The following is a 23751-nucleotide window of genomic DNA, read 5'->3' as shown; positions in this document are numbered from 1 at the left end:
GATTTTATCCTTTGTCATGAATCTAAAGACTGCTCAGCCCTTCAGGGCCCCGGCTGTCATACCCTCGATCAGGTACTTCTGGAAGAGAAGATATACAGCGAGAATTGGGATAATCCCGAACATGGAGCCGGCAATCAGTAGATCGTAGTTGTTGCCATAGGGCGTCAGCAGGGTGTTCAGACCGATCTGCAGGGTAAATTTTTTCGCATCACGGAAGACCAGCATCGGCCAGAGCATATTGTTCCAGGAGCCCATCGCGCATAGAATTGCCATCGACGCGAAGGCCGGCTTGGTGATCGGCATCATAATGCGGACAGAGATGCCGTACTCGCTGCAGCCGTCAATCCGGGCTGCATCAAGAAGCTCTCTTGGAAGCGTCACCATGTACTGACGGAAGAAAAAGATTGTGGAGGCGGCACACAAGCCGGGAAGGATGACACCGGCGTTCGTGTTGATCAGTTTCATCCCGGTCACCTCCTGGTACAGGGGGAGCATCAGGATCTCGAAGGGGACGCACATGGTAGCGATGACGAGAAAAAGCAGGAATCCCCGCAGCTTAAAGTTGTACATCGTCAGACCATAGGCGACGAAATAACAGACGAGCAGCGTCAGGATGACGGTTGTGATCGTCAGAACCAGGGAATTCTTATACCACAGGAAATACTTTGCGGAATCAACCTTGCTGTCCCCGCCGCCGAATCCGAACAGGTACTTGTAGTTGTTCAGCGTCATGGTTTTGAAATCCAGGTTCAGGGAGAGACCGTTCTGGACCAGCTCTCTTCCGGGATGAAAGGAGGCAAGAAGGCCCGCCACAAGCGGGAAAGCGATGAAGAAGCCGATGATCGCGAAAAGACCGGTGCTGATGATGGTTCCTGCTGTATGATGGGAAATTCTGACTTTTGCGGTTGATGCAGTCATATCATCTTTCCTCCTTCTTGAAAGTTCCGGTCGCTACCAGCTGGATGGTATTGATGGCCAGTGCGATGATCAGCAGTATAACGCCGACAGCGCAGGCATAGCCGATATCATTTTTTTCGATGCCTCTCTTGTAGAGATATCCGACGATTGTCAGGCCGATGTTCTTGGGAGAAGAATTGCCGTTCCACAGCATGAAGCTTTCGAGGAACATGGCAAGACCGGCATAGACGGATATGGTGACAACATAGATTGTGGTTGGCTTGATGAGCGGAAGCGTAATGTACCAGAACTTCTGGCGTGCTGAGGCTCCGTCAATATCAGCGGCTTCATAGAGGACGTCATCAATCGATTTCAGTCCGGAGAGGAAGTAGAGTATGTTGACGCCTGTCCACCGCCACATGCAGAGCAGAAGCAGGGCGACCCATGCAGTCGGCTTGGATTTGAGCCATGCAATCGGAGCCTTTCCGAACCATTCAAGCAGCCGGTTCATCTGGCTTCCATCCGCTTCCGAGAACATCATACGGAAAAGCATACCGGAGATGACAACGGAGGTCAGCGCAGGGATATACATGATGACCTTCCACACGCCCTTGGCTTTTGTCAGACGACTTTCCATCAGGACGGCCAGAAGGAGCGGGATCGGAATCATGAGGAGCAGCGTCAGAGCCATATATTCAATGCTGTTCCAGACGGCGATGCGGAAGAATTTGTCATGCGCCAGCTTCAGATAATGAGCCGGTCCGACCCATACCTTGACGCCGAAATCGATGTTCTGAAAGCTCATTACGATACCGCTGATCAATGGATAAGCCCAGAATATCAGGAGGCTCAGGATAAAGGGCAGCACAAAGACAAAAGGTGCCACCTTCTGCGAATTAAGTGCTTTCTTGATCTTATACACGATGAGATTCCCCTTTCTTGTGCAAACAGCTCAGTCGGATGCATGTCATCAGACAACGGATGAAAGAAAAGGCCGCCGCGCAGCTGTGCGGCAGCCTTTTCTTGATTCAGCCATGCAGCACCTCAGGTGATGGGAACGGCTGCCTGGTTCATCCGGCGATTCAGCCGATTTCCATATCGACGTAATCCTGTGCTTCTGCCAGCGCCTCATCTACATCTTTCCCCTCCTCAAGAACTTCGTTGAGGGTGGTGGTGTTGATGTAGTCATTCAGAGTCGGAGAAACTGATGTTGTGTAGACGGTCCCGATTGCATCCTTGTCAGCAAGTTCGTTCAGAACTTCGTATGGCATGACACGGAAGAAGGTATTGTACACATTGCTCTTGTCGTAAGCGAAGGCTTTGTCAGACCAGAGGGACTTGTTGCAGACATCGAAGCCAAGATCGTTCCAGATGTGTTCTTCGCCTTCCTTCGAGCACTTTGCCCAGGTCAGCCATTCTGCTGCCAGTTCGGGGTTCTTGCACTGGTTTGTTACGACGGTGCCGGTTCCGCCGATACCGACAGAGCACTTCTGACCGTCCTCGAAGACAGGAATCGTTGTGATGTCGTACTTGCCCTTCATCTCCGGCATATAGTTGACGAAGCGGCTCATAAACCACATTGCCTTCGGGAAGGATGCGATCTTTCCTTCAGAGATATTCTTGTAGCCGGCTTCCAGATCGACATGACCGTCTGTGGAAACCATCGCGATGCCATCCTTGAGCCACTGCTGCTGCATCGTCAGCATCTTCTTGACAGAGTCGAGTTCGACGTTGACTTCTCCGTCCGGACCGCCGGTCCAGTCTTCTCCATACTCAGCCATTGCAACCCACATCCAGTCTGTTCCGCCTGTATCAACGGAGGTAAGATAAACTTCTCCGTTTGAAGCTTCCTTCAGCTGTTCGCCGAGCTTTGTGTAATCATCCCAGGTCTTGACGGACTTGTAATCGAGACCGTACTTTTCGAAAATCTCAGCATTCCAGTACATGACGCTCGCGCCGACATGTGTCGGAACACCAATCCGGGTACCGTCCGCCTGGCTGTAGACATCCAGTCTGGATTTGACCATCTTGTCTTCATAAGGAGCAAGTGCGTCTGTCAGCGGATAGAGCGGGCAGTTTTCTCCCGTATAGTTCGGGAACTGGCCGATCTCGACATCACACATGTCCGGCGCACCCTCACCTGCCTGAAGGGACATCATCAGCTTGTTGTGCATATCGGAGTATGGATAGGTTGTGAAGGTGATGGTAACCGGCTTGTCAGGATTCTGTTTGTTCCAGAGATCAACCATCTTTCCGTAAAATTCGTTGTGGACATCCACGAAGGACCACATCTCGAACTTGGTGCCGTTTTCCGGCCCGACAGTCGTGACGGCTGTTGCCTCGCCTTCAGTGCTTGCCTCTGTGCTGGCTTCAGTACTTTCAGCCATGACTGAGATGGGCGAAAAAGCCATGAGCGCTGCGGTTGCAGCAGCCAGTATCTTCTTGCTTTTCATGTAAGTGTACCTCCCTTATCAGAAAACCATGGTGAGCCTGACGCAATAGACATCCGGCGAGGATTGATCAGATCCCGCCAGAAACGTCCTCTCACACAATACCGTCAGGCTGGCAATGTGTGGAAATCACAGGCGACGCGTCGGTTTTGTATGGGTATATCGTATAATCTGATGAAATAAATGTCAACAGTAAATCAAAGTAATTTATCAAAAACTAAAATCTATAAACTAAACGGCACATTATTACAGCAATTATGTTGAAAAGTTGTATGAAATGACTAATAAACGTCATGAATTTTAGAAGCAATTAAATTACTTATTTATATATTTCAGAACTTGTGATATAGTTCCGATAACAGGAGAGACCGATCTGAGAAAGATCTGATCAGAGGTGAGTCGATGAGATATTTGAAACATATTTCGGAACAGGCCGAGCTGTTCAATGCGCTTGGGTCAGAAGTTCGACTGCAGATTCTGAATCTGCTGCAGGCAAAGGGGAGGATGAGCATGAATGAGCTCGCCGACAAGCTTGGGCTGTCTCAGGGGGCATTGACGCCGCATATAAGAAAGCTTGAGAGCGCAGACTTGGTCCGTATTAATCAGGATGCGATGGTGCATGGGAATATGAAGATGTGTGAGCCGCATCTCGATAAGATATTTCTGGTTTTTTCGCAGGAGACAACCCGGCAGAATGAATATGCATCCCATATTCGGGTTGGGCAGTATTCCTCCTGTGAGATCTACCCGACCTGCGGGATCTCAACCGAGAAGTCCATCATCGGGGAAGTAGATGATCCTCGTTATTTTACACATCAGAAACGGTTCGAGGCGGATATATTGTGGTTTACAAGAGGATTTGTGGAGTACATGGTGCCCTGTATCATTCCGCGCAGCAGCCGGATTACGGAATTCAGTGTATCTGTTGAGCTTTCGTCTGAGGCTCCGGGGGTCAATGCCAACTGGCCATCGGACATCTATTTTTCCTTGAACGGGATGCTGTTGGGACAATGGACCAGCCCAGGCGACTATGGAGATGTCCCGGGCCGTTTTACACCGGACTGGTGGCTGTCCAACTGGAATCAGTATGGACTGTTAAAAACACTGACAGTCAATGAAAAGGGGACCTTTATGGATGATATCCAGATCTCTCAGGCTGCCATTCAGGATCTGAATATCAGCAGCCGAACACCGATCTACTTCCGGTTCTCGGTTCCGGACAGTGCGGAGCATGTAGGGGGACTGACTTTGTTTGGGCGTGGTTTCGGCAATTATAACCAGGATATCGAATTTCATATCCAGTATGAGCGCGAGTGAATAGGCGACGGCATCAACTGCTGTATTTTGATTCAGCCTCCCGGACAGCGGTCTGATCAGATGGCATATAGTGGACACGGACGACGATGTCCTGGTGATAGTTACCGAATCCGGAGCCAAAGATTGCGCACCCGCCGTGATGGAGCTTTCCGGGCCTGGTTTCCAGTCGAAGCCTCAGGTCGCTTGTTTCATCGAGATTCATGTCACCCAGACCGGAGGAGGAAGCTTTGCGGCCTTCCATAAAGACACCAGAACGATTGAATACAATCAATTTGGGATTGCCATGCGACAGCGCTTTGTTTTTCCACCAGGCGGGAGAAAAGATGCCGCTGGTGGCGTCCTGGGGCTGGAAATACTCCGGGGTCCCCATCTGCCTGCCGTTCAGATAAAAAGTGATCTCCGACGAATGCTCCTCTGACGGGCCTTCCTCCGCAGATGAGAGCTCTGCGCTGATGGTCAGCTGGACAATCTGATTGTCAGGTGGAAGGAGATTCGGGATGCGGTACTCGACATATCCGTCGTGAAACCATAACAGCTCACCCTCAAAACGGTCCGGATGAGCAAAGGACCGGACACCCTCCAGCCCGCCTGCCGGCCCTTTCGCGGTGACGACACCGCAGGGAGGATTGACAGCATAATCGGTGTACTGTCCGACCCGGATGACGGTTTCGTAGACTTTTGTCTGTTTTTCCTCCGGTGTATTCAGCATGTTGAGCAGAATCCGATCATGGACCAGGTCACAGCGTTTCTGACTCCCGCGCCCGGTGGATGCCGCATGAATGCGGATCATGCCGCATTCCTCAAGTTTTCGGATATGGGAGGTGATGGCACCGTTGGTCAGGCCGAGCGCGCCGGCAATTTCATTCAGGTTCATTTCCCCATTGCGGGCAAGCAGCCAGACAATTTTCAGCCGCACTTCCGAACCGAGTGTTTTAAAAAGACCGAGGCCTTCCTCGAGATTGTGAATTTCAAGCATATGCTGGCCTCCTTCGTATGGCTGTCTCTTTCTGAACCAGATAATGTCCTCAGACAAGAATGACAGCGAATAGTGTAACCTTAGCATGGCGGACGGATTTTTGCAATTTTGGATATCTCATGTTCTGGCTCAAATGAACGGCTGGTTGTGGTAAGATCGTAGCTGCTGATGAGCGTGATTCCGGGACAGTGGACAGGGGCGTACAATACAGTCATGGCGGGGAGAGCAGACACATGAGATTTTGTGATACACATGCACACTACGACGATGAGGCCTTTGACGCAGACAGAACGCGTCTTCTTGGCAGAGATCTTCGTGACGAGGGTGTTGAGTTTGTTGTAAATATGGGGGCTTCCCTTGAGGGGGCTGAAAGGTCGGCGGAGCTGGCACGGCGCTATGAGGAAGTGTACGCAGGCTGTGGTATCCATCCGGATGAGGTCGGCATCTTTGGGGAGGAGGGCAGCAGCCAGGCATTGTCCGTGATGGCACGCTTGCATGGCCTGCTCGAACAGCCGAAGGTGGTCTGCGTCGGGGAGATCGGCCTCGATTATCACTGGATGGTACAGCCGAAGGAGATCCAGCGGAAATGGTTTGCTGCACAGCTTCACCTGGCGGCGGAGCTGAATCTGCCGATCAATGTGCACAGCCGAGAGGCGGCGCAGGATACCTTTGATGTGATTGTGAAGCATCATACAAGAGCCGGAAAAACCCTAAGCGGCGGGATTATCCACTGCTACTCCGGAAGCGTCGAGATGGCCCGGGCGTATGTGAAGCTGGGGTACCACATCGGCGTCGGCGGCGTCGTGACTTTCAAGAATGCAAGAGTGCTGAAGGAGGTTGTGCAGACGCTTCCTCTTGAGAGTCTTGTGACAGAGACAGACTGCCCGTACATGGCGCCGGAGCCGGTGCGCGGCACCCGGAATGACTCCCGGAATATCCGGTATGTCATCGCAAAGATCGCAGCGCTTCGGGAAATGGATGAGGAGGCGTGTGCAGCGGCGCTGCTGAAGAACGCGAAGGATGTCTACAGACTTGCCTGACAGTTTTTTACAGGTGTTTGCAGCAGGCAGCAGATACATGGCTTGAACGACGGCTGACCGGTCCTTTTGAAGATGCCTGCAGCAGTCAGCAGATACACGGCTTGAACGATGGCTGACCGGTCGGGCATGGAAAGAGGAATCTGAGAGTGAGGGGCAGATATGCCATATCTATATGATGAACTGGTGCGCTACTGCGGGTCGGATGCGTACCCGTTTCATATGCCGGGTCACAAGCGGAGGCTTGGGCAGCTGAAGGACCCGTTTTCATTCGATATTACGGAGATCGATGGATTTGACAACCTGCATCATGCGGAAGGGATTCTGCTGGAAGCGGAGAAGAGAGCCGCAAGGCTGTATGGGGCGGAGGAGACGCATTTCCTGGTCAATGGAAGTACGGCGGGTATTCTCAGTGCAATCGGTGCGGCTACGACCGCGGGAGGTCATCTTCTGATGATGCGGGCAAGCCACAAGGCCGCGTATCACGCGGTCGCGGCCGGCGGGCTTACGGCGCATTACCTTGCCGGAACGAGCGGAAGCGCTGCGCCGCACATCCGCCTGGTCGGGGGCTGTGGAAACAGAGCTGGTTCTGGCGACGCAGAGCCGGGCTGTGCACAGGCAGATGGCCTGACAGAACCAGGCAGTTTGAAGATGTGCGAAAGCGAGAAGCCGGGCTGTGCGCGGGCAGCCGGCCAGTCAGAGCCGGACGACAGGAAGGCGTATGGCAATACAGTACAGGACCATGCGCAGGCCTCCGGCTTGTCAGAGCTGGACTGCGGGCAGCCGGCCGATCCGGCGGAGGTGGAGAGGGCGCTTGCGGAGGATCCGCGAATCCAGGCGGTTTATATCACATCGCCAACATACGATGGGATCGTCTCGGATGTGCGGGCGATTGCCGAAATCGCGCACCGGCACGGGATTCCCCTGATCGTTGATGAAGCACACGGGGCTCATTTCGGCATGCATGAGATTTTCCCGGAGTCCTCCGTGAAGCTGGGGGCGGATCTGGTAATCCACAGTGTGCACAAGACCCTGCCATCGCTGACACAGACAGCGCTGATTCATGTACAGGGAAAGCTGGTTTCCCGCAGGCGGCTGCGGGAAATGCTCGACATCTTCCAGACGAGCAGTCCGAGCTATGTGCTCATGGCCAGCATCGATCAGTGCATCCGGATGCTGGAGAGCCAGGGAAGAGAATTGTTCGACAGACTGGCGGAAAATCTCAGATGGTTTTACACAGCGGTGGCAGACCTGTCGTCCATCAGCTGTATTGTGACGGATGATCCGTCGAAGATTCTGCTAAGGCCGGCTGGGCATGAGGCCGGTGAGCTGTACGATGCGCTGCGGCAGACCTGGCATCTTCAGCCGGAGATGCTGTCCCGTTCCTATGTGCTGATGCTCAGCTCGATCGGCGACGATGAGGAAGGCTTTCGGCGGCTGAGCGAAGCACTGCATCAGATTGACCGCAGCTGGAGCACTGCCGGGAGCCCTCCGACCGTAAGCAAGGCAGCAATGCCGGAAGGAGACAGAAGGAAGCCAGTCGGTATCGGAGAGCAGGAAAAACAGGAAGCACGATCCGCTGTCACAGGCCCGGAAGCGCCCAGGGAAATGGCAGGCAGCGCCGACAGACCTGCAGAGCATGCACGCAGCAGCTTCCCGGAGGCGGTCATGACGATCAGAAAGGCGCAGGACAGCGCGCAGGAACGGATTCTGTTTGCGGAGGTCGCCGGGCGGGTGTCCGGCGAGTATCTGTATCTGTACCCGCCGGGTATTCCGCTGATTACACCGGGAGAGCGGATACCGGACGATCTTCCTGTGCGTGTCCGGGATCTGATGGAGGCCGGGTACGCGGTGGAAGGAGCGGACGACCACAGCCTGAGCTCGATCTGGTGCGTGGGTCAGCAAGAGGAGGGAGAAAAGCCGGAAAGGCCGTAACATTCATGAAACATTTATTCTATCTGTGCGGAAAGAGTGCGTCCGGCAAGGACACGATCTATGAGGAGCTGCTGAAGGATGAAAGTCTTCAGCTTCGCCCGCTTGTTCCGTATACGACTAGACCGATCCGTGCCGGGGAAATGGAAGGACAGGAGTATCATTTTACCGACAGGGAGACGCTGCGGCGGCTGGAGAAAGCCGGAAAGGTGATCGAGGAGCGGACATACGAGACAGTGTGCGGTCTGTGGACGTACTTTACGGTCGACGACGGGATATTAGAGGGGGACACGGACGTGATCGGAATCGGGACGCTGCAGTCTTATGTCCGGCTTCGCGATTACTTCGGGGAAAAGCAGGTGATTCCGCTGTATATCCAGGTGGATGACGGGCTCAGGCTTGAGCGTGCTCTGAAGCGGGAGCGCAAGCCCGGAAACCGCCGGTATGAGGAGATGTGCAGACGTTTTCTGGCGGACCAGGCGGACTTCTCGGAGGAGAATCTGCGGCGGGCAGGGATCGGAAGACGCTTTCAGAATGATGAGAATCGAAGCATCTGCATCGCGGAGATTGCAGCGTACATCCGGTCGTATCAGGCGGAGGGATGAGAGACTGAGAGCGGGCAGCGTCTGGTCTGAGTCTGATTTTGCCGGGCCATGCAGGGGGCTGCTATGTGACCATTGCAGAGGATGCAAGTGAGCTGGAGTTTGCCGGGGCATGCAGGGAGGCTGTTGCCGTCTGACAGTCAGATTGTATTGTCCGGGCAGTTCCGATATAATAATGATACATGGGCAAAGGTGCCAGAGGAGGCGTTATGTCAGGATTCCGGGATGTTACAGGGCATGAGCGTACAATTGAACATCTGAAGAATGCGATTGCCTCCGGGCGCGTAAGCCAGGCATATCTGCTGGTCGGGGATAAAGGGATGGGAAAGAAAACCATCGCGCAGGCATTTGTCCAGACACTGCAGTGTGAGACCCTTGAGAGGATGCTGGAGCAGGAACAGGAAAGCCCGGGAGAGAAGAATTCGGGGACGCTTCCGCTTCAGTCCATCGATGCCTGCGGAACGTGCAAGAGCTGCCGGCAGGCGGAGACCAATAACCAGCCGGATATTATGGTCTGGCGGTACCAGAAGGAAACATCGATATCAGTCGATGATATCAGGGCGCTTGTAAGTGATGTTCAGATCAAACCCTACGCGTCCCGGTACAAGATTTATATTCTTCCGGATGCGCAGAAGATGACGAGGGAAGCGCAGAATGCGCTGCTCAAAACGCTGGAGGAGCCTCCGGAGTATGCAGTGATCATCCTGCTCTCGACGAGCCGAGATGCCATGCTGGAGACGATCCTTTCCAGGTGCGTGGTGCTGCCGCTGCGCCCTGTCGATGCGGCGAAGGTGCGGTCGTATCTGATGGACAGACATGGAGTCGAGCCCTACAAGGCGGATATCTGTGTGGCATTTGCCCAGGGGAATATCGGAAGAGCCGTTGCGCTGGCAACCTCGGAGAATTTCTACAGCCTGCTGGAGCGCGCGATCCAGATTCTGACGCATGTGAAGGAGTGGGACGTATCGGATATCGTCGTTCTGATTCGCGACATGGACAGAGGAAAGGATGTGGTCAACGACATCCTGGATCTTTTCTCAATCTGGTACAGGGATGTGCTGCTCTTCAAGGCAACGAGGGATGCCGACGGCATCATTTTCCGTGAACAGATTGTGCAGATCAGGGAAGCGGCGCAGAAGAGCTCCTACGACGGGATCCAGAGGATTCTGGATGCCATTCGGACGGCGAAGATCCGGCTGAAGGCGAATGTCAGCTTCGATCTGACGATGGAGCTGCTGCTCCTGACGATGAAGGAGAATTGATATATGGTCAAGATCATAGGCGTGCGGTTTCGCAGCGCCGGGAAAGTATACTATTTTGATGTGAAGGAGTTTGAGCTCCACATCGAAGATCATGTGATTGTCGAGACGGCGCGCGGACCGGAGTTCGGCGTCGTCTCGATGCGCGCACGGACGGTTGCGGATGATATGGTGGCGCAGCCGCTCCGGTCTGTGATCCGCGTGGCGACGAAAGAGGACGAGGAGAAGCGGGCGGAGCTGTCCGCAAAAGAGAAGGAAGCGCTGAAAATCTGCCGGGAAAAGATTCATAAACACAATCTGGAGATGAAGCTCGTCGACGCGGAATATGCATTTGACGAGAACCGGATTCTTTTCTACTTCACAGCGGACGGACGGATTGACTTCCGGGACCTGGTCAAAGATCTCGCGTCGGTGTTCCACACCCGGATTGAACTGCGTCAGATCGGTGTCCGAGATGAAACCCGGATGCTTGGCGGCATCGGAAGCTGCGGACGCGAGCTGTGCTGTGCAACCTATCTCAATGATTTTGCACCGGTTTCGATCAAGATGGCGAAAGAGCAGAATCTGTCTCTGAACCCGGGAAAGATCTCCGGGATCTGCGGAAGACTGATGTGCTGCCTTAAAAACGAGGAGGAGACGTACGAGTTCCTGAATACCCGGATGCCGAAACTGGGTGCGGCGGCGACGACTGCCGACGGACGCACAGGCAAGGTGATCGAGCTGAATGTCCTCCGGCAGCGGGTCCGTGTTCTGTTTGAGGAAGACGACAGCAAGGAAATCGAGAACTTCAGCGTGGACGAACTGACCTTTACGCCGAGAAAGCGGAGAGAAGAGGGACAGCAGGGAAGCCTGGAGAGCGGGCAGAGAAAGCCGGACAGCAGATCGGACAGCGCACAGGGCAGGGGAGAGAGCCCTGCAGACAGTGTCAGAGTTAGAAATGAGAGCCGTGCGGACGACGGGCGGAGAAAACCGGAGGATGCGCAGCGGGAGACAGAGAGCCTGACAGGAGCTGTCACCTTGACGCCGGCGCCTGATTCCGAAGCCGGTATGCAGCAGCAAGAGCGGACGGAGAAATCAGAGGCGGACGCGCAGATGGAAACGGCTGTACGGACGGATCGTATGCAGCGGCCGGAGAAGGGGTACAGAAAATCTGGCCGGAGGGAGCTTTCAAATCGTCCGGACCGCGAAGAGCGGAAGCAGGATGCTCCGAATCAGCCCGGCCGCGGAGAGGAAGCTCAGAACAGGCAGAGACGTCCGGAGCGCGGCGAAGGGGTCCAGGGAAGACCGAGGCGCCCGGAGCGGGGCGAGGATGTCCAGGGCAGAATGCGGCGACCGGAGCGGGGCGAGGGTGTCCAGAGCAGACCGAGTCGCCCGGAGCGAGGAGAGAATGGTCAGCGCAGACCGAGTCGCCCGGAACGTGGCGGGGATGCCCAGGGCAGACCGAGGCGTCCGGAGCGGGGCGAGGATGTCCAGGGCAGAATGCGGCGACCGGAGCGGGGCGAGGATGTCCAGGACAGACCAAGGCGTCCGGAACGTGGCGAGGAAGCCCAGAACAGGCAAAGGCGCGGATATAAATATAAAGGAGACAGCCAGAACAGGTTCCGGAGAGAACGCCAGCCGGAATCAGACCGCAGTGTGGAGAAACCTGTCAGCCCGGGCGGAACACCGGATGCAGGCGCCGGGGCGGTCCGGGAAAGAGCGGACACAATGGAAGTCCGGCCAGTGCCGGGCGGAGAAAACCTGATGGCAGCAGATGGCGAGGCAACGCAGAAGAGATCAAATGAGATGGCGATCTATGGGAGAAGATAGTGGAAACGGGACAAAATGTCCGGCGGCAGCCAGAGGCGCAAAAGTCTCAGGCGCGGATTCTCAGGGAAAGACAGCTGCACGGGCTGCGGCTGTCTGAAGAAGCCGGCGCGGCTGGATTTGACCTGCATCCGGGAGAACGTCTGGATGACCTGCAGCGGGACGGGGCAAGGCTGATCCAGAACCCGTCTCTGTTCTGTTTCGGAATGGATGCCGTGCTTCTTGCAGCTTTTGCAGAACAGGCTCTTCGTCCTGGCAGCCGGGTTCTTGATCTGTGCAGCGGCAACGGAATCATCCCGATTCTGATGGATGCAAGATGGCAGGACCGGCACAGAGAGGAGCAAGACGCTCCAGATCCGGTCTTTTCCGGCATCGAAATCAACTCGATATGCGCCGATATGGCGGCGCGAAGTGCGGCAGGAAACGAACAGACAGGCCGCGTTCATTTTATAGAAGGAGACCTGTGCAGGATCCGTGAACTGGTAAAACCGGCGTCTTTCGATCTGGTCACGGTCAATCCGCCGTATATGATCGGCGGGCATGGGCTGACAGGGGAAAATGAGGCTCTGACGGCTGCACGGCACGAGGTTCTGTGCAGTCTGGAGGATGTCTGCGCGGCGGCTGCATATGCACTGAGGCCGCAGGGGCGGCTGTGCATGGTGCACCGTCCGTTCCGGCTTGCGGATATCTTCCGAAATCTGAATACGTATGGCCTGGAGCCGAAGCGGATGAGGCTGGTTCATCCAATGGAGGGGCGGGAGCCCAATATGGTGCTGATCGAGGCTGTCAGGGGCGGCAGACCGAGGCTGGCAGTCGAAAAACCGCTGGTCATCTATGAGCGGCCGGGCGTCTACACGGAGGAAGTGCGGTCGCTGTACGGATGACGGCACGAAAGCCTGTGCTGACAGGGTGAGCAGAACAGCCTGCCGGAAAACAGTGTACGTTAAAGCGAGGGAAAGATGGCGGGAATACTGTATCTGGTCGCGACGCCGATCGGAAACCTGGAAGATATGACGCCGCGGGCGGTCCGCACGCTCAGAGAGGCAGATCTGATCGCTGCGGAGGATACACGGGGAAGTGTCAGGCTGCTGAATCATTTTGACATCCATACCCCGATGACGAGCTACCATGAGTACAACAAACTGAGCAAGGCACATGTCCTGATCGACCGTCTGCTCCAGGGGGAAAATGTGGCTGTCGTGACGGACGCAGGGACGCCGGGCATTTCCGACCCCGGGGAAGAGCTGGTCCGCATGGCACTTCAGAATGGGATTACTGTTTCTCCAGTCCCGGGAGCTTGCGCGGCGGTGAATGCGCTTGTCTGCTCCGGCAAACCGACAAGGCGGTTCTGCTTTGAGGCCTTTCTGCCGATGGACAAAAAAGAACGGGCGGAGATCCTGGAGGAGCTGAAGACGGAGACGAGAACCATCGTGCTGTACGAGGCGCCGCACCGGCTTGTCCGGACACTCGAGGAGTTGCTCGGCGCGCTGGGAGACCGGAATATCACGCTGGCAAGAGAGCTGACCAAGAAGCATGAGACGATCGCGGAGACGACGATCGGGGACGCGCTCAGGGCGTACAGAGAAAAAGAGCCGAGAGGCGAGTATGTTCTGGTGATCGAGGGAAGAAGCAGAAGTGAGCTGAAGCGTGAGAAACAGGATGCCGTCGCCCAGAGCATGACGGTGGAAGAGCATTTTCAGAAGTATGTCAGCCAGGGCATGGACAGAAAAGAGGCGATGAAGGCCGTCGCCCGCGACAGAGGGATCAGCCGGCGGGAGGTATACAGCCAGCTGATGACCTGAAGACAGGATAAACCGGGAGCGGATGCGCGCCCGGTTTTTGTGAAGGCGACCGCTCATCATCGAGTGCGGAGCACGAGATGAAGGCACTCAGTGTGCTGCGGCGGACTGCCGCCGGTAGCTGCTGGGAGTCATACCGTATCGTGCCTTGAAGGAGCGGTTGAAGTAAGAGAGGTTCGGATAGCCGGCGTTTGCGCTGACGAGCAGGATGGGATCGTCGGTGAGTGTCAGCATGCGGGCAGCCATTGAAAGACGGTAGCGCTCCAGCCAGGAGACAAAGCTCATGCCCATCGTGTCCCGGAAAAACTTCATGAAATGGGATTCGCTGTACCCGGACAGCTCGGCCATGTCATGGATGCTGATCGGCTCAGAGAAATGGTCTTCCACGTACTTGACGATGAGTTTCACCTTCTCGAGGCGTCCGGGACGCAGCTTTCCGGGTGTCCGGACGGTCCTCGAGACGATGAGATAGAACAGCCGCAGCAGGTTGCCGCGCACAGCGATCTGGTACCCCTCCGGTTTCTGACTGCAGAGGAGATCGGTCTCCTCGATGATCATCCGGGCATTGTCATGCCAGCGCTCCTTTCTGGAAAAATGAAGGACCTCCGGCAGGTAGTCCCCCTGCAGAAAGGTTTCGATCAGCGAGCTGGTCATTTCCGGCTGTCTCGCCAGCAGAAGCGAGGTCGAGAAGATGATGTTCTCATACTCCATGCGGACGTATCCGTTTTCATCCTTCAGCGGCCGGATGGAGTGGAGGTGCCCCGGAAGCACCAGCACAAAATCGCCTTCCCTGCAGACCAGGTCTGTCATGTCGAGTCCGATGATACCGGAGCCTTTCTTGACAACGATGATCTCCGCCGTGTTATGCCAGTGCAGCGGAACGGAGGTGAAATCCAGCGGAATTGTACAGGGGAGGGTGTTGTACGGAAAGTCCTCGCTTGTGTGCACCTTTGTCTCGTGATATCCCTGATACTGGTCCATATCCATTTTTAAACAGCCCCCTTTTTGACGGTATCTATTTTGGAAGCGGTATTCCGTATTCTATCAAGATAATTGTGTCAGTTTCTGCTGTTTCCTTTCCTGTAATACGCCTTCAGCGCAGCCTGTGCTCGGGAGGACCCCATACGGGGAGGAGGAGCCTGATTGAAACACATTCAGCGCATCATGCATGTAGAAGGCCCAGACCAGATGAATTGATAGGATTGTACTACTTTTCGAGCGGTATCGACAAGCCCCGGCTGTCGGAATGGGCTATGGTATTGGTGCGAACAAGAAAAGAGGGAGATACGCCGGCAGAAAGCCGGATGAATCATTGCGATAAACATGCAGTCAGAAAGGGGTACACGAACATGAGCGAACTGGAAAGCAGGCTGGCGAAGGAGATGGGCAAGAGCGTCAGAGAAGCCTCGAACGAGGAGCTGTACAAGGGGCTTCTGGCAATCACACAGGCGGAGGCAGAGAAAAAGCTCCCTTTCGAGAGCAAAAAAAAGAAGAAAATCTACTATCTGTCTGCGGAATTCTTAATTGGTAAGCTTCTCTCAAACAACCTGATCAATCTCGGGCTGTTCGATGAGGCGAGGGAGCTTCTGGAGAAGAACGGCAAGGACATCACGGCCATTGAGGAGATCGAGGAGGAGCCGTCGCTCGGAAATGGCGGACTTGGCCGTCTGGCTTCCTGCTTCCTGGATTCCATCGCAACGCTGAACCTGAACGGCTGCGGCGTCGGGCTGAACTATCATCTGGGACTGTTCCGACAGGAGTTTGTGGATCATCAGCAGAAGGCAGAGCCGAACCCGTGGCTGAAGAAGTCCGGCTGGGAAGTGAAGACCTCCAGGGGCTACGATGTGACCATGGCCGGGAAGACCTACCATTCCACGCTCTATGACTTGTATGTGACAGGATACGAGAGCGAGACCATTCCGCTGCACCTGTTCGACCTGGACACGGTTGACGAAACCATCGTCCACGATGGAATTGATTTTGACAAAAAGGATATCGCAAAGAACTTGACCTTGTTCCTGTATCCGGACGATTCCGACGATGACGGACGCAAGCTTCGCATCTATCAGCAGTACTTCATGGTCAGCAACGGTGCGCAGCTGATCCTGGACGAGTGCGTCGCAAGAGGCAGCAACCTGCATGATCTGGCGGATTACGCAGTCTTCCAGATCAATGATACGCATCCGACCATGATCATTCCGGAGATGATCCGGCTGTTGGAGGAGAGAGGCATCGGCGAGGATGAGGCTATTGCCATTGTCTCGAAGTGTGCGGCGTACACGAATCACACGATCCTGGCGGAAGCGCTTGAAAAGTGGCCCATTTCCTATCTGAAGGAGATTGTTCCACAGCTGGTACCGATCATTGAGGCACTGGATGATCGTGTCAGAAGAAAGTATGACGATCCGTCGGTCGTGATCATTGATAAAAATGACACGGTGCATATGGCGCACATTGATATCCACTATGGAAAGTCGGTCAACGGCGTTGCGAAGCTTCATACGGAGATTCTCGAGCAGACGGAGCTGAGAAACTTCTACAACATCTACCCGGAGAAGTTCAACAACAAGACGAACGGGATTACCTTCCGCAGATGGCTGCTCTCCTGCAATCCGGAGCTTGGAAGCTACATTGCCGGAAAGATCGGAAATGACTTCATCCGCCATGCAGAGAAGCTGGAGGAATTCGGAAAGTACGCGGATGATGAGCAGGTTCTCAACGATCTGATGGCCATCAAGAGCCGCAACAAGGCGCGTCTTGCGAAGTATCTGAAGGACACCCGGAATATCGAGATCGATCCGGACTCCATATTCGATATCCAGGCAAAGCGTCTGCATGAGTACAAGAGACAGCAGATGAACCTTCTGTGGTGCATCCACCACTATCTGGATCTCAGACGCAAGGTCGAGGCGGGCCAGGTGCTGGATGATCCGAAGGTGACAGTCCTGTTTGCTGCAAAGGCGGCGCCGGCATATATCATTGCACAGGATATTATCCACGCGATCCTCTGCCTGCAGGATATCATCGAGCATGATCCGGAGGTTTCGAAGGTCTTCCGTGTCGTGATGGTCGACAACTACAACATCACGGTTGCGGAGAAGCTGATTCCGGCCTGCGATCTGTCCGAACAGATTTCCCTTGCGTCCAAGGAGGCATCCGGAACCGGAAACATGAAATACATGCTCAACGGCGCGGTCACGATCGGAACAGAGGATGGCGCAAACGTTGAGATTCATAACCTTGTCGGAGACGATAACATCTACATCTTCGGGATGAGAAGCCCGGAGGTCATCAGCCACTACGAGAAGGCGGACTATGTCTCCCGCGACTGGTACAACAGGGATGCAGTGCTGCGCGAGGCAGTCGATTATCTGACCGGCAGCCGGATGATGGAGACTGGCAATGCGGAGCGCCTGAATCGTCTGAAGAACGAGCTTCTGAATAAGGACTGGTTCATGACCTTCCCGGATTTCGAGGCTTATTCGAAGATCAGAGAGCAGGCGTACAGAGACTACGCGGACAGAAAGGCATGGGAGAAGAAGTGCCTGATCAACATCTCAAAGGCAGGCTATTTCTCCTCCGACCGCACGATTGAGGAGTACAACAGAGACATCTGGCAGGTGCAGTAAAACGCACATGGCGGGACTTGTCCGGAAAAGAACCGGACAAGTCCCGCTTTTTTGTAAACTTCAGCATCGGAGCGGATGGAGCCGCCGGCCTTGCTATATGTCTGCGCCGCGCTGCTTGCCCCGCGCAGATGAATGGTATACTGCATGTCCCCTGCTCTGGATCCATCGCTTCACGGCTTGACCCGCGCGGACGAATGGTATACTGTATAGCAGTCTGGTTCCGGCAGGCAGCCACAGGAATGGTCTCTGCTGGAGAAAGTCATTTATTATCTTTGGAAAGAAAGGAGTGTGCATGTATGGACGGAGACGGTGTTCGAATATGGTTCTGTTCTTCTGTCTGCATGAGGATGCGTGAAGCAGCCGATTTTCTGCGCACAGCCTTTCTGAGCGCAGAAGCCTGAGACGATCACGGTGAAAGCCGCCTGTCTGGCAGCCTGCAGGCCCGGACAGTCATTTTGGCGTGGAAGTTCCATTCAAACAGCGCTGCGTACGGTCTGATTCAATCCCGGAAGAGCAGTTTACATCTGACAACATCAGTCTTCTTCTTCAGGAGCAATCTGGTATCTGGTTTTTAATTGAAGGAGAATGACAGCATATGACAATTGAAGAGAGAGTAGAGAGGATTAAGACACTTCTTGCAAAGCATGACATTGCAGGATTGAAGGAAATCTTCACTCATATGGAGCCGGTCGATATCGCGGAGATTCTGTCGGCATTTCCGGACGAGAAGCGGATCGTTCTGTTCCGGATTCTGCCCAAGGATGAGGCAGCCGATACCTTCAGTGAGATGGAGCCGGAGGAGCAGCAGAAGTTCCTGGATAATTTTACCGATCAGGAGGTCAAGGATGTCCTGGCGGAGATGTATACGGATGACGCCGTTGACATGCTGGAGGAGATGCCAGCGAATGTCGTACGCCGGGTGCTGAGCAAGGTCAGACCGGAAGACCGCAAGGATATCAACGCTCTGCTGAAATATCCGGAGGACAGCGCCGGGGCGGTCATGACGACTGAATATGTCCGGCTGCGTCCGAACATGACGGTCATGGAGGCGATCCGCTGGATCCGTGCAAACGGTGAGGACAGTGAGGACCTCTACACCTGCTATGTGACGGACACCGCCCAGAAGCTGCTCGGCGTTGTCACAGTCCGTGAGATGCTTCTGTGCAAGCGGAACGCTGAGATCATCGACATCATGACAAGGGATGTCATCTCGGTTCACACGACGGAGGACCGGGAGAACGCGGCGAAGCTGTTTGACCGCTATGATTTCACAACGCTTCCTGTTCTGGATGCAGAGAACCGGCTGGTTGGAATCATCACGGTCGATGATGCCATTGATGTCCTGACCGAGGAGGCTACGGAAGACTTCCAGAAGATGGCCGGAACCACGCCGGAGGATGCGCCATACCTGAAGACGCCGGTCATCCGGATGGTCGGTCACCGGATTATCTGGCTGATCGTGCTGATGATGGCGGACATGGTCTCCGGCGGAATTCTCGGGAAATTCGAGGATACGCTGACGGCGATCCCGATCCTGATTACATTTATTCCGATGCTGACCGACACGGGCGGGAATGCAGGCGCGCAGTCCAGCACGCTGGTTATCCGGTCACTGGCGCTGCATGAAATCAGCGTGAAGGATGCACTGAAGGTTATCTGGAAGGAGCTGCGGGTTGCATTGATCTGCGGACTGATTCTGGGTGCCCTGAATTATATCCGTATTCTGATTCAGTATCCGGGACATGAGCTGATCGGGCTGACCGTTGCAATTGCGATGCTCTGCACGGTCGTCATGGCGAAGGTCATTGGTGGTGTCCTGCCGCTGATCGCGACAAAACTCCACCTCGATCCGGCCATGATGGCCTCCCCACTGATCACGACCATCGTGGACTCCTGTTCGCTGCTGATATTTCTCAGTATCTCGCGGGCACTGCTGCACATCCCGGGGTGAAGCCCTAATCATTCCGGGGTGATGCTCGGGCGTCATGCAGATTCCGGGCGATCCCAGCGTGAGACTCGGGCGGTATGCAGTTCCAGTCCCACCCAGACGAGCAGATGAGGCGGTTCGGGCGATATGCGGCAGCCTGCAGAACTGGGGATGTCCCGGAACCTTCTAAAAAAACGCCCGAGCAGCGATCGGATGGATCACTGCCCGGGCGGAAGTTGTATTCTGGGAGGGAGTGCCGGCCGGCTCTCGCCGACCGGCATGAGTATGAAAAGTGTTATCAAATGCTTTTGTTCATCTGATGGCTATACTATAGAGGCAGAATGTGTACAGACTGTGCTGAACCTGTGAACAATTGATGGCGTCTGAAGACCTGAAGATCGAAATCCGGGGGCAGGACACATATACAGAAGGAGAATTTGAATTGAAAACTGCAGCCATTATCCTGTTTGTCGCAATGTATGTCGTCATGATTGTACGGCCGAAGTGGAGAACGCTGGCCGCCCTCATCACGGGAGCCATCTTTCTGGTTACGGGAATTCTGCCGGTGCGGAGCGTATTCAATGAAATTGACTGGAATGTCATTCTGATGATTGCCGGGACGATGGTGGTTGTCGATTACTTCATTGAATCAAAGATGCCCAACCGCATCGCGGACATTCTGCTGGACAAGGCTGACAATGTCATGTGGGTGACAATCTATATGTCTCTGTTTGCGGGCGTCATCTCCGCCTTCATTGATAATGTCGCGACGGTTCTGATGGTTGCCCCGGTCGGTCTTGCGGTCTGCAGGAAGCTGAAGATCAGTCCGGTCGGAATGCTGATCAGCATTGCCGTCTTCTCTAATCTCCAGGGCGCGGCAACGCTGGTCGGGGACACGACCTCCATTATGCTCGGCGCCTACGCCCGCATGGACTTCACCAGTTTCTTTTTTATGAAGGGGCGTCCGGGAATCTTCTGGGCGGTGGAGCTCGGCGCACTCGCAACCATCCCGGTCCTGATGCTGCTCTTCCGGAAACAGAAGGAGCCGGTTCATGCTGACGAAATGACAAAGGTGTCGGACTTCGTCCCTTCCTTCATGCTGCTCAGCGTTGTCGCGGCATTGATTACGGCATCCTTTATTCCGGGCAAACCGGACATCACCAACGGCCTGATCTGCTGCTGCATGGCCGGAGTCTCCATCCTTTATGATCTGATTCGGACGAAAAAGACGAAGGGGCTTGTCAGGGCACTGAAGGGGATTGACTTCAGCACGATCTATCTGCTTATCGGCCTCTTCACCGTCATCGGAGGGATCAAGGCGGTGGGGATCATCGACGACGTTGCGGCGGCGATCAGCAGGATAGGCGGAAGCAGCCTGTTTCTTCTGTATACGGTCGTCGTCTTTGGAAGTGTTGCGATTTCTGCATTTATCGATAATATCCCTTATGTTGCGACGATGCTTCCTGTGATGCAGGGTGTCTCGACGATGCTCGGGATCGAGCCCTACCTGCTTTACTTCGGTCTGCTGACCGGGGCCACACTTGGCGGGAACCTGACACCGGTCGGCGCCTCCGCCAATATCACCGTCATCGGGATTCTGGAGAAAAACGGAGAGCGTGTGTCATTCAGCGATTTTGCCAGGATCGGAGTCCCGCTTACACTGACGGCGGTGCTGGCAGGGTATCTGTTTATCTGGGCTGTGTGGCACTGAGAACTGCTGTACATAGAAAGAGACGACATAAAAGAGGACAACTGGCTTTTGAATATAGCCAGCTGTCCTTTTTTGTTCAGCGATGCCCTGAGAGAATGTTGCCGCAGGAGATCAGGCACGGAGAATATCTGTGAAGAAAGTGCTGGTGCTGGTGACTGCAAGAATGATTGCGATCACGATGATGGCGACGATCAGAAAGCAGAAATAGGACCGTGCAAAGTTCCGGAGATTGCGGTTCTTCGTTCCGCCGACGGAAAAAACGATCAGCAGAATCAGCCCGATCAGCGGGATGCTGAAGAGAATCTCGTAACCGAAATAGCCCCACATGGAGATGGGCTTCCATTCGTCAGGAATGTTATCCTCCGTGATGTTCGGCTGATATGCCGTAAAAGGGGCAAAGCCACCGGAAGGCGCTCCACAGTATGGGCAGGCGCGGCTCCCATCCGGGAGCGGTTTTCCGCAGTTTGAACAATACATGATGATTCCTCCTTGATATGTAAACAGGCCGGTTAATATGTATCAGTATAAGGAATATTGAACCGCTGCGCCATACGCATTCTAAAATGCAGCAGAGGAAAAAGGAAAGGCGGAACCAGGAACCAGTCAGCAAAGCGGCCGCCAGAAACCGGTATAGTCGCCGGATATGATATGGAAAACGTGCGGATCACAGATGGATACTTGACAATGTGAGAAGTCTGTAATATTATAAGCACAGATTTTAATAATTTTGTAATATTTGAAACGAAAAAGAAATAAGATTCAAAGATTTGTTCAAGATTTTGGAGGTTGACGGATATGAGGAACGCCGGAAAGATAGCAGCAGTTCTTTCGATGGGGATGGCGCTCAGTGCAGTGTGCGGTGTGAGTGCATTCGCAGCAGACAAGGCTTTCAGTCTGGATGTGGCGAACTGGTCACAGCAGGATTGGAACAGCATTGCGATGACGAACGATGACACCGTCACATCCGGTGCGATCATCCGCTCCTCCGCGTCGACAGATTCGGATGTTGTGGGGTATCTGTACAGAGGTGCTGCGGTCAATGTCCTGGATAAGGGTGATGCCTGGACACAGATCCAGTCCGGTGCCGTGACCGGTTACGTGATGAATGATTACCTGGTCTACGGAGAAGCAGCGAAGGGCCTTGCGGACTACTACGGCAAGGAAGGCGTTGTGGCGAACTGGAACGATGTGAATGTCTTCACGGACAAGAGTGCAGGCTCCATTTCCAGGACCGTTTCGGATGGAACCGCGTTCCCGCTGGTCTCCGACGAAGGCCACTGGCTGCTGGTGCAGCAGGGGGCGGACAGCGCCGGATACGTGTCAGAGGACGATGCGTCCAGGATGCTTCTGGTTGATACCGCTGTCCCGGCAGACGGTGAGGATATTGCCTCGACCTATACGGAGAATCTTGGCGGAACAGCTGTGGCTCCTGCAGATGGAACGGATGCGGCTGCCGCGACATCAGACTCTTCTTCGGACAACAGCCGTGCTGCAGACGAAACCGGCGCGGATGCGTCTTCTGCATCGGATGCGGGATATTCGGACAGCTCCGTGGCATCGGATGCAGGTGACGGGTACTCCGATGCGTCTGCTTCCTACGACTCGGGGGCATCTGACACGGCGTCCGCGTCGACAGAGACGGATTCTGCCGCTGTGGGTGCATCCGGCAGCGATGCGGCGTCCGCTTCACAGGAAACCTACGCTAGCCAGACAGTCAGCAGCGATCCAAATGTGCAGGCACTCTATGATGCCTATATCGCCGCACAGAACGCAGCGATGAACTGCACGAGCGAGCAGGATGCCAAGGACAAGGCGGCAGCGGCTGTTCAGGCGTATAACGCATATGTAGCGGCAGCGAATGGCACTTCTTCCGCATCACAGGGGCAGGAAGATGCACAGCCGGTTCAGCAGGAGACCTCCGCGCCGGCTCAGACGGAAGCACCTCAGACAGAGACGCCTCAGACGGAGGCACCCCAGACAGAAGCGCCTCAGACAGAGGCTTCCCAGAGTACGGGATCTTCTTCCGGAAAGACAGGTTCCTACGCAGACTACAGTGATCTGGATCTGCTGGCGGCGATCATCTGGTGCGAGGCCGGGAACCAGCCGTATGACGGCATGGTTGCGGTCGGCGAGGTTGTCATGAACCGTGTCGCAAGCTCCAGCTTCCCGAACACGATCGCGGAAGTGCTTGAGCAGCCGGGACAGTTCACCCCGTATTCATCCGGGACGTTGCAGAGCGCGCTTGCTTCCGGTGTCAATTCCACCTGCTACCAGGCAGCGCAGGATGCACTGAACGGGGCACAGCCTGTTCCGGGCGCGCTGTACTTCAACACCCACAGCGGCACAACAAAGCTGGGTGCGCATTATTTCTCATAAGGTAATCCCCCGGGCCGCGCAAGCGGTCTGGGA

The 23751-nt window shown here is 54.9% G+C and carries 17 protein-coding genes and 1 pseudogene; 12 read left to right on the top strand and 6 right to left on the bottom strand.

The features are described 5' to 3' along the window. Nucleotides 1-33: 33 nt before the first annotated feature. The 3 genes from FYJ35_RS05720 to FYJ35_RS05710 form a co-directional block, all read right to left on the bottom strand. The gene (locus FYJ35_RS05720; RefSeq protein ID WP_154524406.1) at nt 34-918 is read right to left on the bottom strand and encodes a carbohydrate ABC transporter permease; all 885 of its coding nucleotides are present in this window, start codon (nt 916-918) and stop codon (nt 34-36) included. A 1-nt stretch (nt 919) separates the two neighbouring features. Then, entirely contained in the window at nt 920-1819 is a 900-nt protein-coding gene (locus FYJ35_RS05715; RefSeq protein WP_277067421.1) for a carbohydrate ABC transporter permease, read from the bottom strand. Between the two features lie 160 nt (nt 1820-1979). After that, nucleotides 1980-3350 (bottom strand): ABC transporter substrate-binding protein, encoded by a 1371-nt coding sequence (locus FYJ35_RS05710; protein WP_154524404.1) that lies wholly within the window; start codon nt 3348-3350, stop codon nt 1980-1982. Between the two features lie 399 nt (nt 3351-3749). On the opposite strand from FYJ35_RS05710, the gene FYJ35_RS05705 reads away from it, so the two are divergent. Further along, the gene (locus FYJ35_RS05705) at nt 3750-4664 is read left to right on the top strand and encodes an ArsR/SmtB family transcription factor (RefSeq protein ID WP_154524402.1); all 915 of its coding nucleotides are present in this window, start codon (nt 3750-3752) and stop codon (nt 4662-4664) included. A 13-nt stretch (nt 4665-4677) separates the two neighbouring features. On the opposite strand, the gene FYJ35_RS05700 is transcribed toward FYJ35_RS05705, so the two are convergent. Then, entirely contained in the window at nt 4678-5640 is a 963-nt protein-coding gene (locus tag FYJ35_RS05700) for an ArsR/SmtB family transcription factor (RefSeq protein ID WP_205839731.1), read from the bottom strand. A 233-nt stretch (nt 5641-5873) separates the two neighbouring features. Between FYJ35_RS05700 and FYJ35_RS05695 the strand changes: the two genes are divergently transcribed. The 7 genes and pseudogenes from FYJ35_RS05695 (at nt 5874) to rsmI (ending at nt 14078) form a co-directional block, all read left to right on the top strand. After that, nucleotides 5874-6680, top strand: a complete 807-nt coding sequence (locus FYJ35_RS05695) for a TatD family hydrolase (protein ID WP_154524398.1) — start codon at nt 5874-5876, stop codon at nt 6678-6680. Between the two features lie 159 nt (nt 6681-6839). Next, the gene (locus FYJ35_RS14650) at nt 6840-8612 is read left to right on the top strand and encodes an aminotransferase class I/II-fold pyridoxal phosphate-dependent enzyme (protein ID WP_154524396.1); all 1773 of its coding nucleotides are present in this window, start codon (nt 6840-6842) and stop codon (nt 8610-8612) included. 5 nt (nt 8613-8617) lie between these two features. Beyond that, a complete protein-coding gene (locus FYJ35_RS05685) occupies nt 8618-9214 on the top strand; it encodes a nucleoside/nucleotide kinase family protein (protein ID WP_154524394.1) in 597 nt (198 codons plus the stop codon). A gap of 206 nt (nt 9215-9420) precedes the next feature. Beyond that, nucleotides 9421-10473, top strand: a complete 1053-nt coding sequence (locus tag FYJ35_RS05680; protein WP_154524392.1) for a DNA polymerase III subunit — start codon at nt 9421-9423, stop codon at nt 10471-10473. A 3-nt stretch (nt 10474-10476) separates the two neighbouring features. Beyond that, nucleotides 10477-11304, top strand: a pseudogene (locus FYJ35_RS15200) (PSP1 domain-containing protein); the annotation flags it as partial. 1064 nt (nt 11305-12368) lie between these two features. After that, nucleotides 12369-13160 (top strand): tRNA1(Val) (adenine(37)-N6)-methyltransferase, encoded by a 792-nt coding sequence (locus FYJ35_RS05670; protein WP_408634762.1) that lies wholly within the window; start codon nt 12369-12371, stop codon nt 13158-13160. Nucleotides 13161-13235: 75 nt separating this feature from the next. Beyond that, nucleotides 13236-14078 carry a 16S rRNA (cytidine(1402)-2'-O)-methyltransferase gene (gene rsmI, locus FYJ35_RS05665; RefSeq protein ID WP_154524388.1) on the top strand — a complete coding sequence of 281 codons (843 nt, stop codon included), beginning with the start codon at nt 13236-13238 and terminating at the stop codon, nt 14076-14078. 87 nt (nt 14079-14165) lie between these two features. On the opposite strand, the gene FYJ35_RS05660 is transcribed toward rsmI, so the two are convergent. Continuing rightward, nucleotides 14166-15062 carry an AraC family transcriptional regulator gene (locus tag FYJ35_RS05660; RefSeq protein ID WP_154524386.1) on the bottom strand — a complete coding sequence of 299 codons (897 nt, stop codon included), beginning with the start codon at nt 15060-15062 and terminating at the stop codon, nt 14166-14168. Between the two features lie 362 nt (nt 15063-15424). Here FYJ35_RS05660 and FYJ35_RS05655 point away from each other — a divergent pair, with 362 nt between their 5' ends. The 3 genes from FYJ35_RS05655 to FYJ35_RS05645 all read left to right on the top strand — a co-directional run bounded on the left by FYJ35_RS05655 (nt 15425) and on the right by FYJ35_RS05645 (nt 21342). Beyond that, the gene (locus FYJ35_RS05655) at nt 15425-17704 is read left to right on the top strand and encodes a glycogen/starch/alpha-glucan phosphorylase (RefSeq protein ID WP_154524384.1); all 2280 of its coding nucleotides are present in this window, start codon (nt 15425-15427) and stop codon (nt 17702-17704) included. A 595-nt stretch (nt 17705-18299) separates the two neighbouring features. Then, nucleotides 18300-19655 carry a magnesium transporter gene (gene mgtE / locus FYJ35_RS05650; RefSeq protein ID WP_154524382.1) on the top strand — a complete coding sequence of 452 codons (1356 nt, stop codon included), beginning with the start codon at nt 18300-18302 and terminating at the stop codon, nt 19653-19655. A 418-nt stretch (nt 19656-20073) separates the two neighbouring features. Continuing rightward, on the top strand, nt 20074-21342 hold the full coding sequence (locus FYJ35_RS05645) for an ArsB/NhaD family transporter (protein WP_235906393.1): 1269 nt from the start codon (nt 20074-20076) through the stop codon (nt 21340-21342). A 111-nt stretch (nt 21343-21453) separates the two neighbouring features. Here the strand turns inward: FYJ35_RS05645 and FYJ35_RS05640 are convergent, their stop codons facing one another. Beyond that, on the bottom strand, nt 21454-21819 hold the full coding sequence (locus FYJ35_RS05640) for a zinc ribbon domain-containing protein (RefSeq protein ID WP_154524378.1): 366 nt from the start codon (nt 21817-21819) through the stop codon (nt 21454-21456). 318 nt (nt 21820-22137) lie between these two features. Between FYJ35_RS05640 and FYJ35_RS05635 the strand changes: the two genes are divergently transcribed. Next, on the top strand, nt 22138-23718 hold the full coding sequence (locus tag FYJ35_RS05635; RefSeq protein ID WP_154524376.1) for a cell wall hydrolase: 1581 nt from the start codon (nt 22138-22140) through the stop codon (nt 23716-23718). Nucleotides 23719-23751 lie beyond the last annotated feature (33 nt).

Origin of the sequence: Porcincola intestinalis, from assembly GCF_009696445.1 — a bacterium.
Taxonomy (GTDB): domain Bacteria; phylum Bacillota; class Clostridia; order Lachnospirales; family Lachnospiraceae; genus Porcincola; species Porcincola intestinalis.
This window is presented reverse-complemented; position numbering and strand designations above follow the sequence as displayed.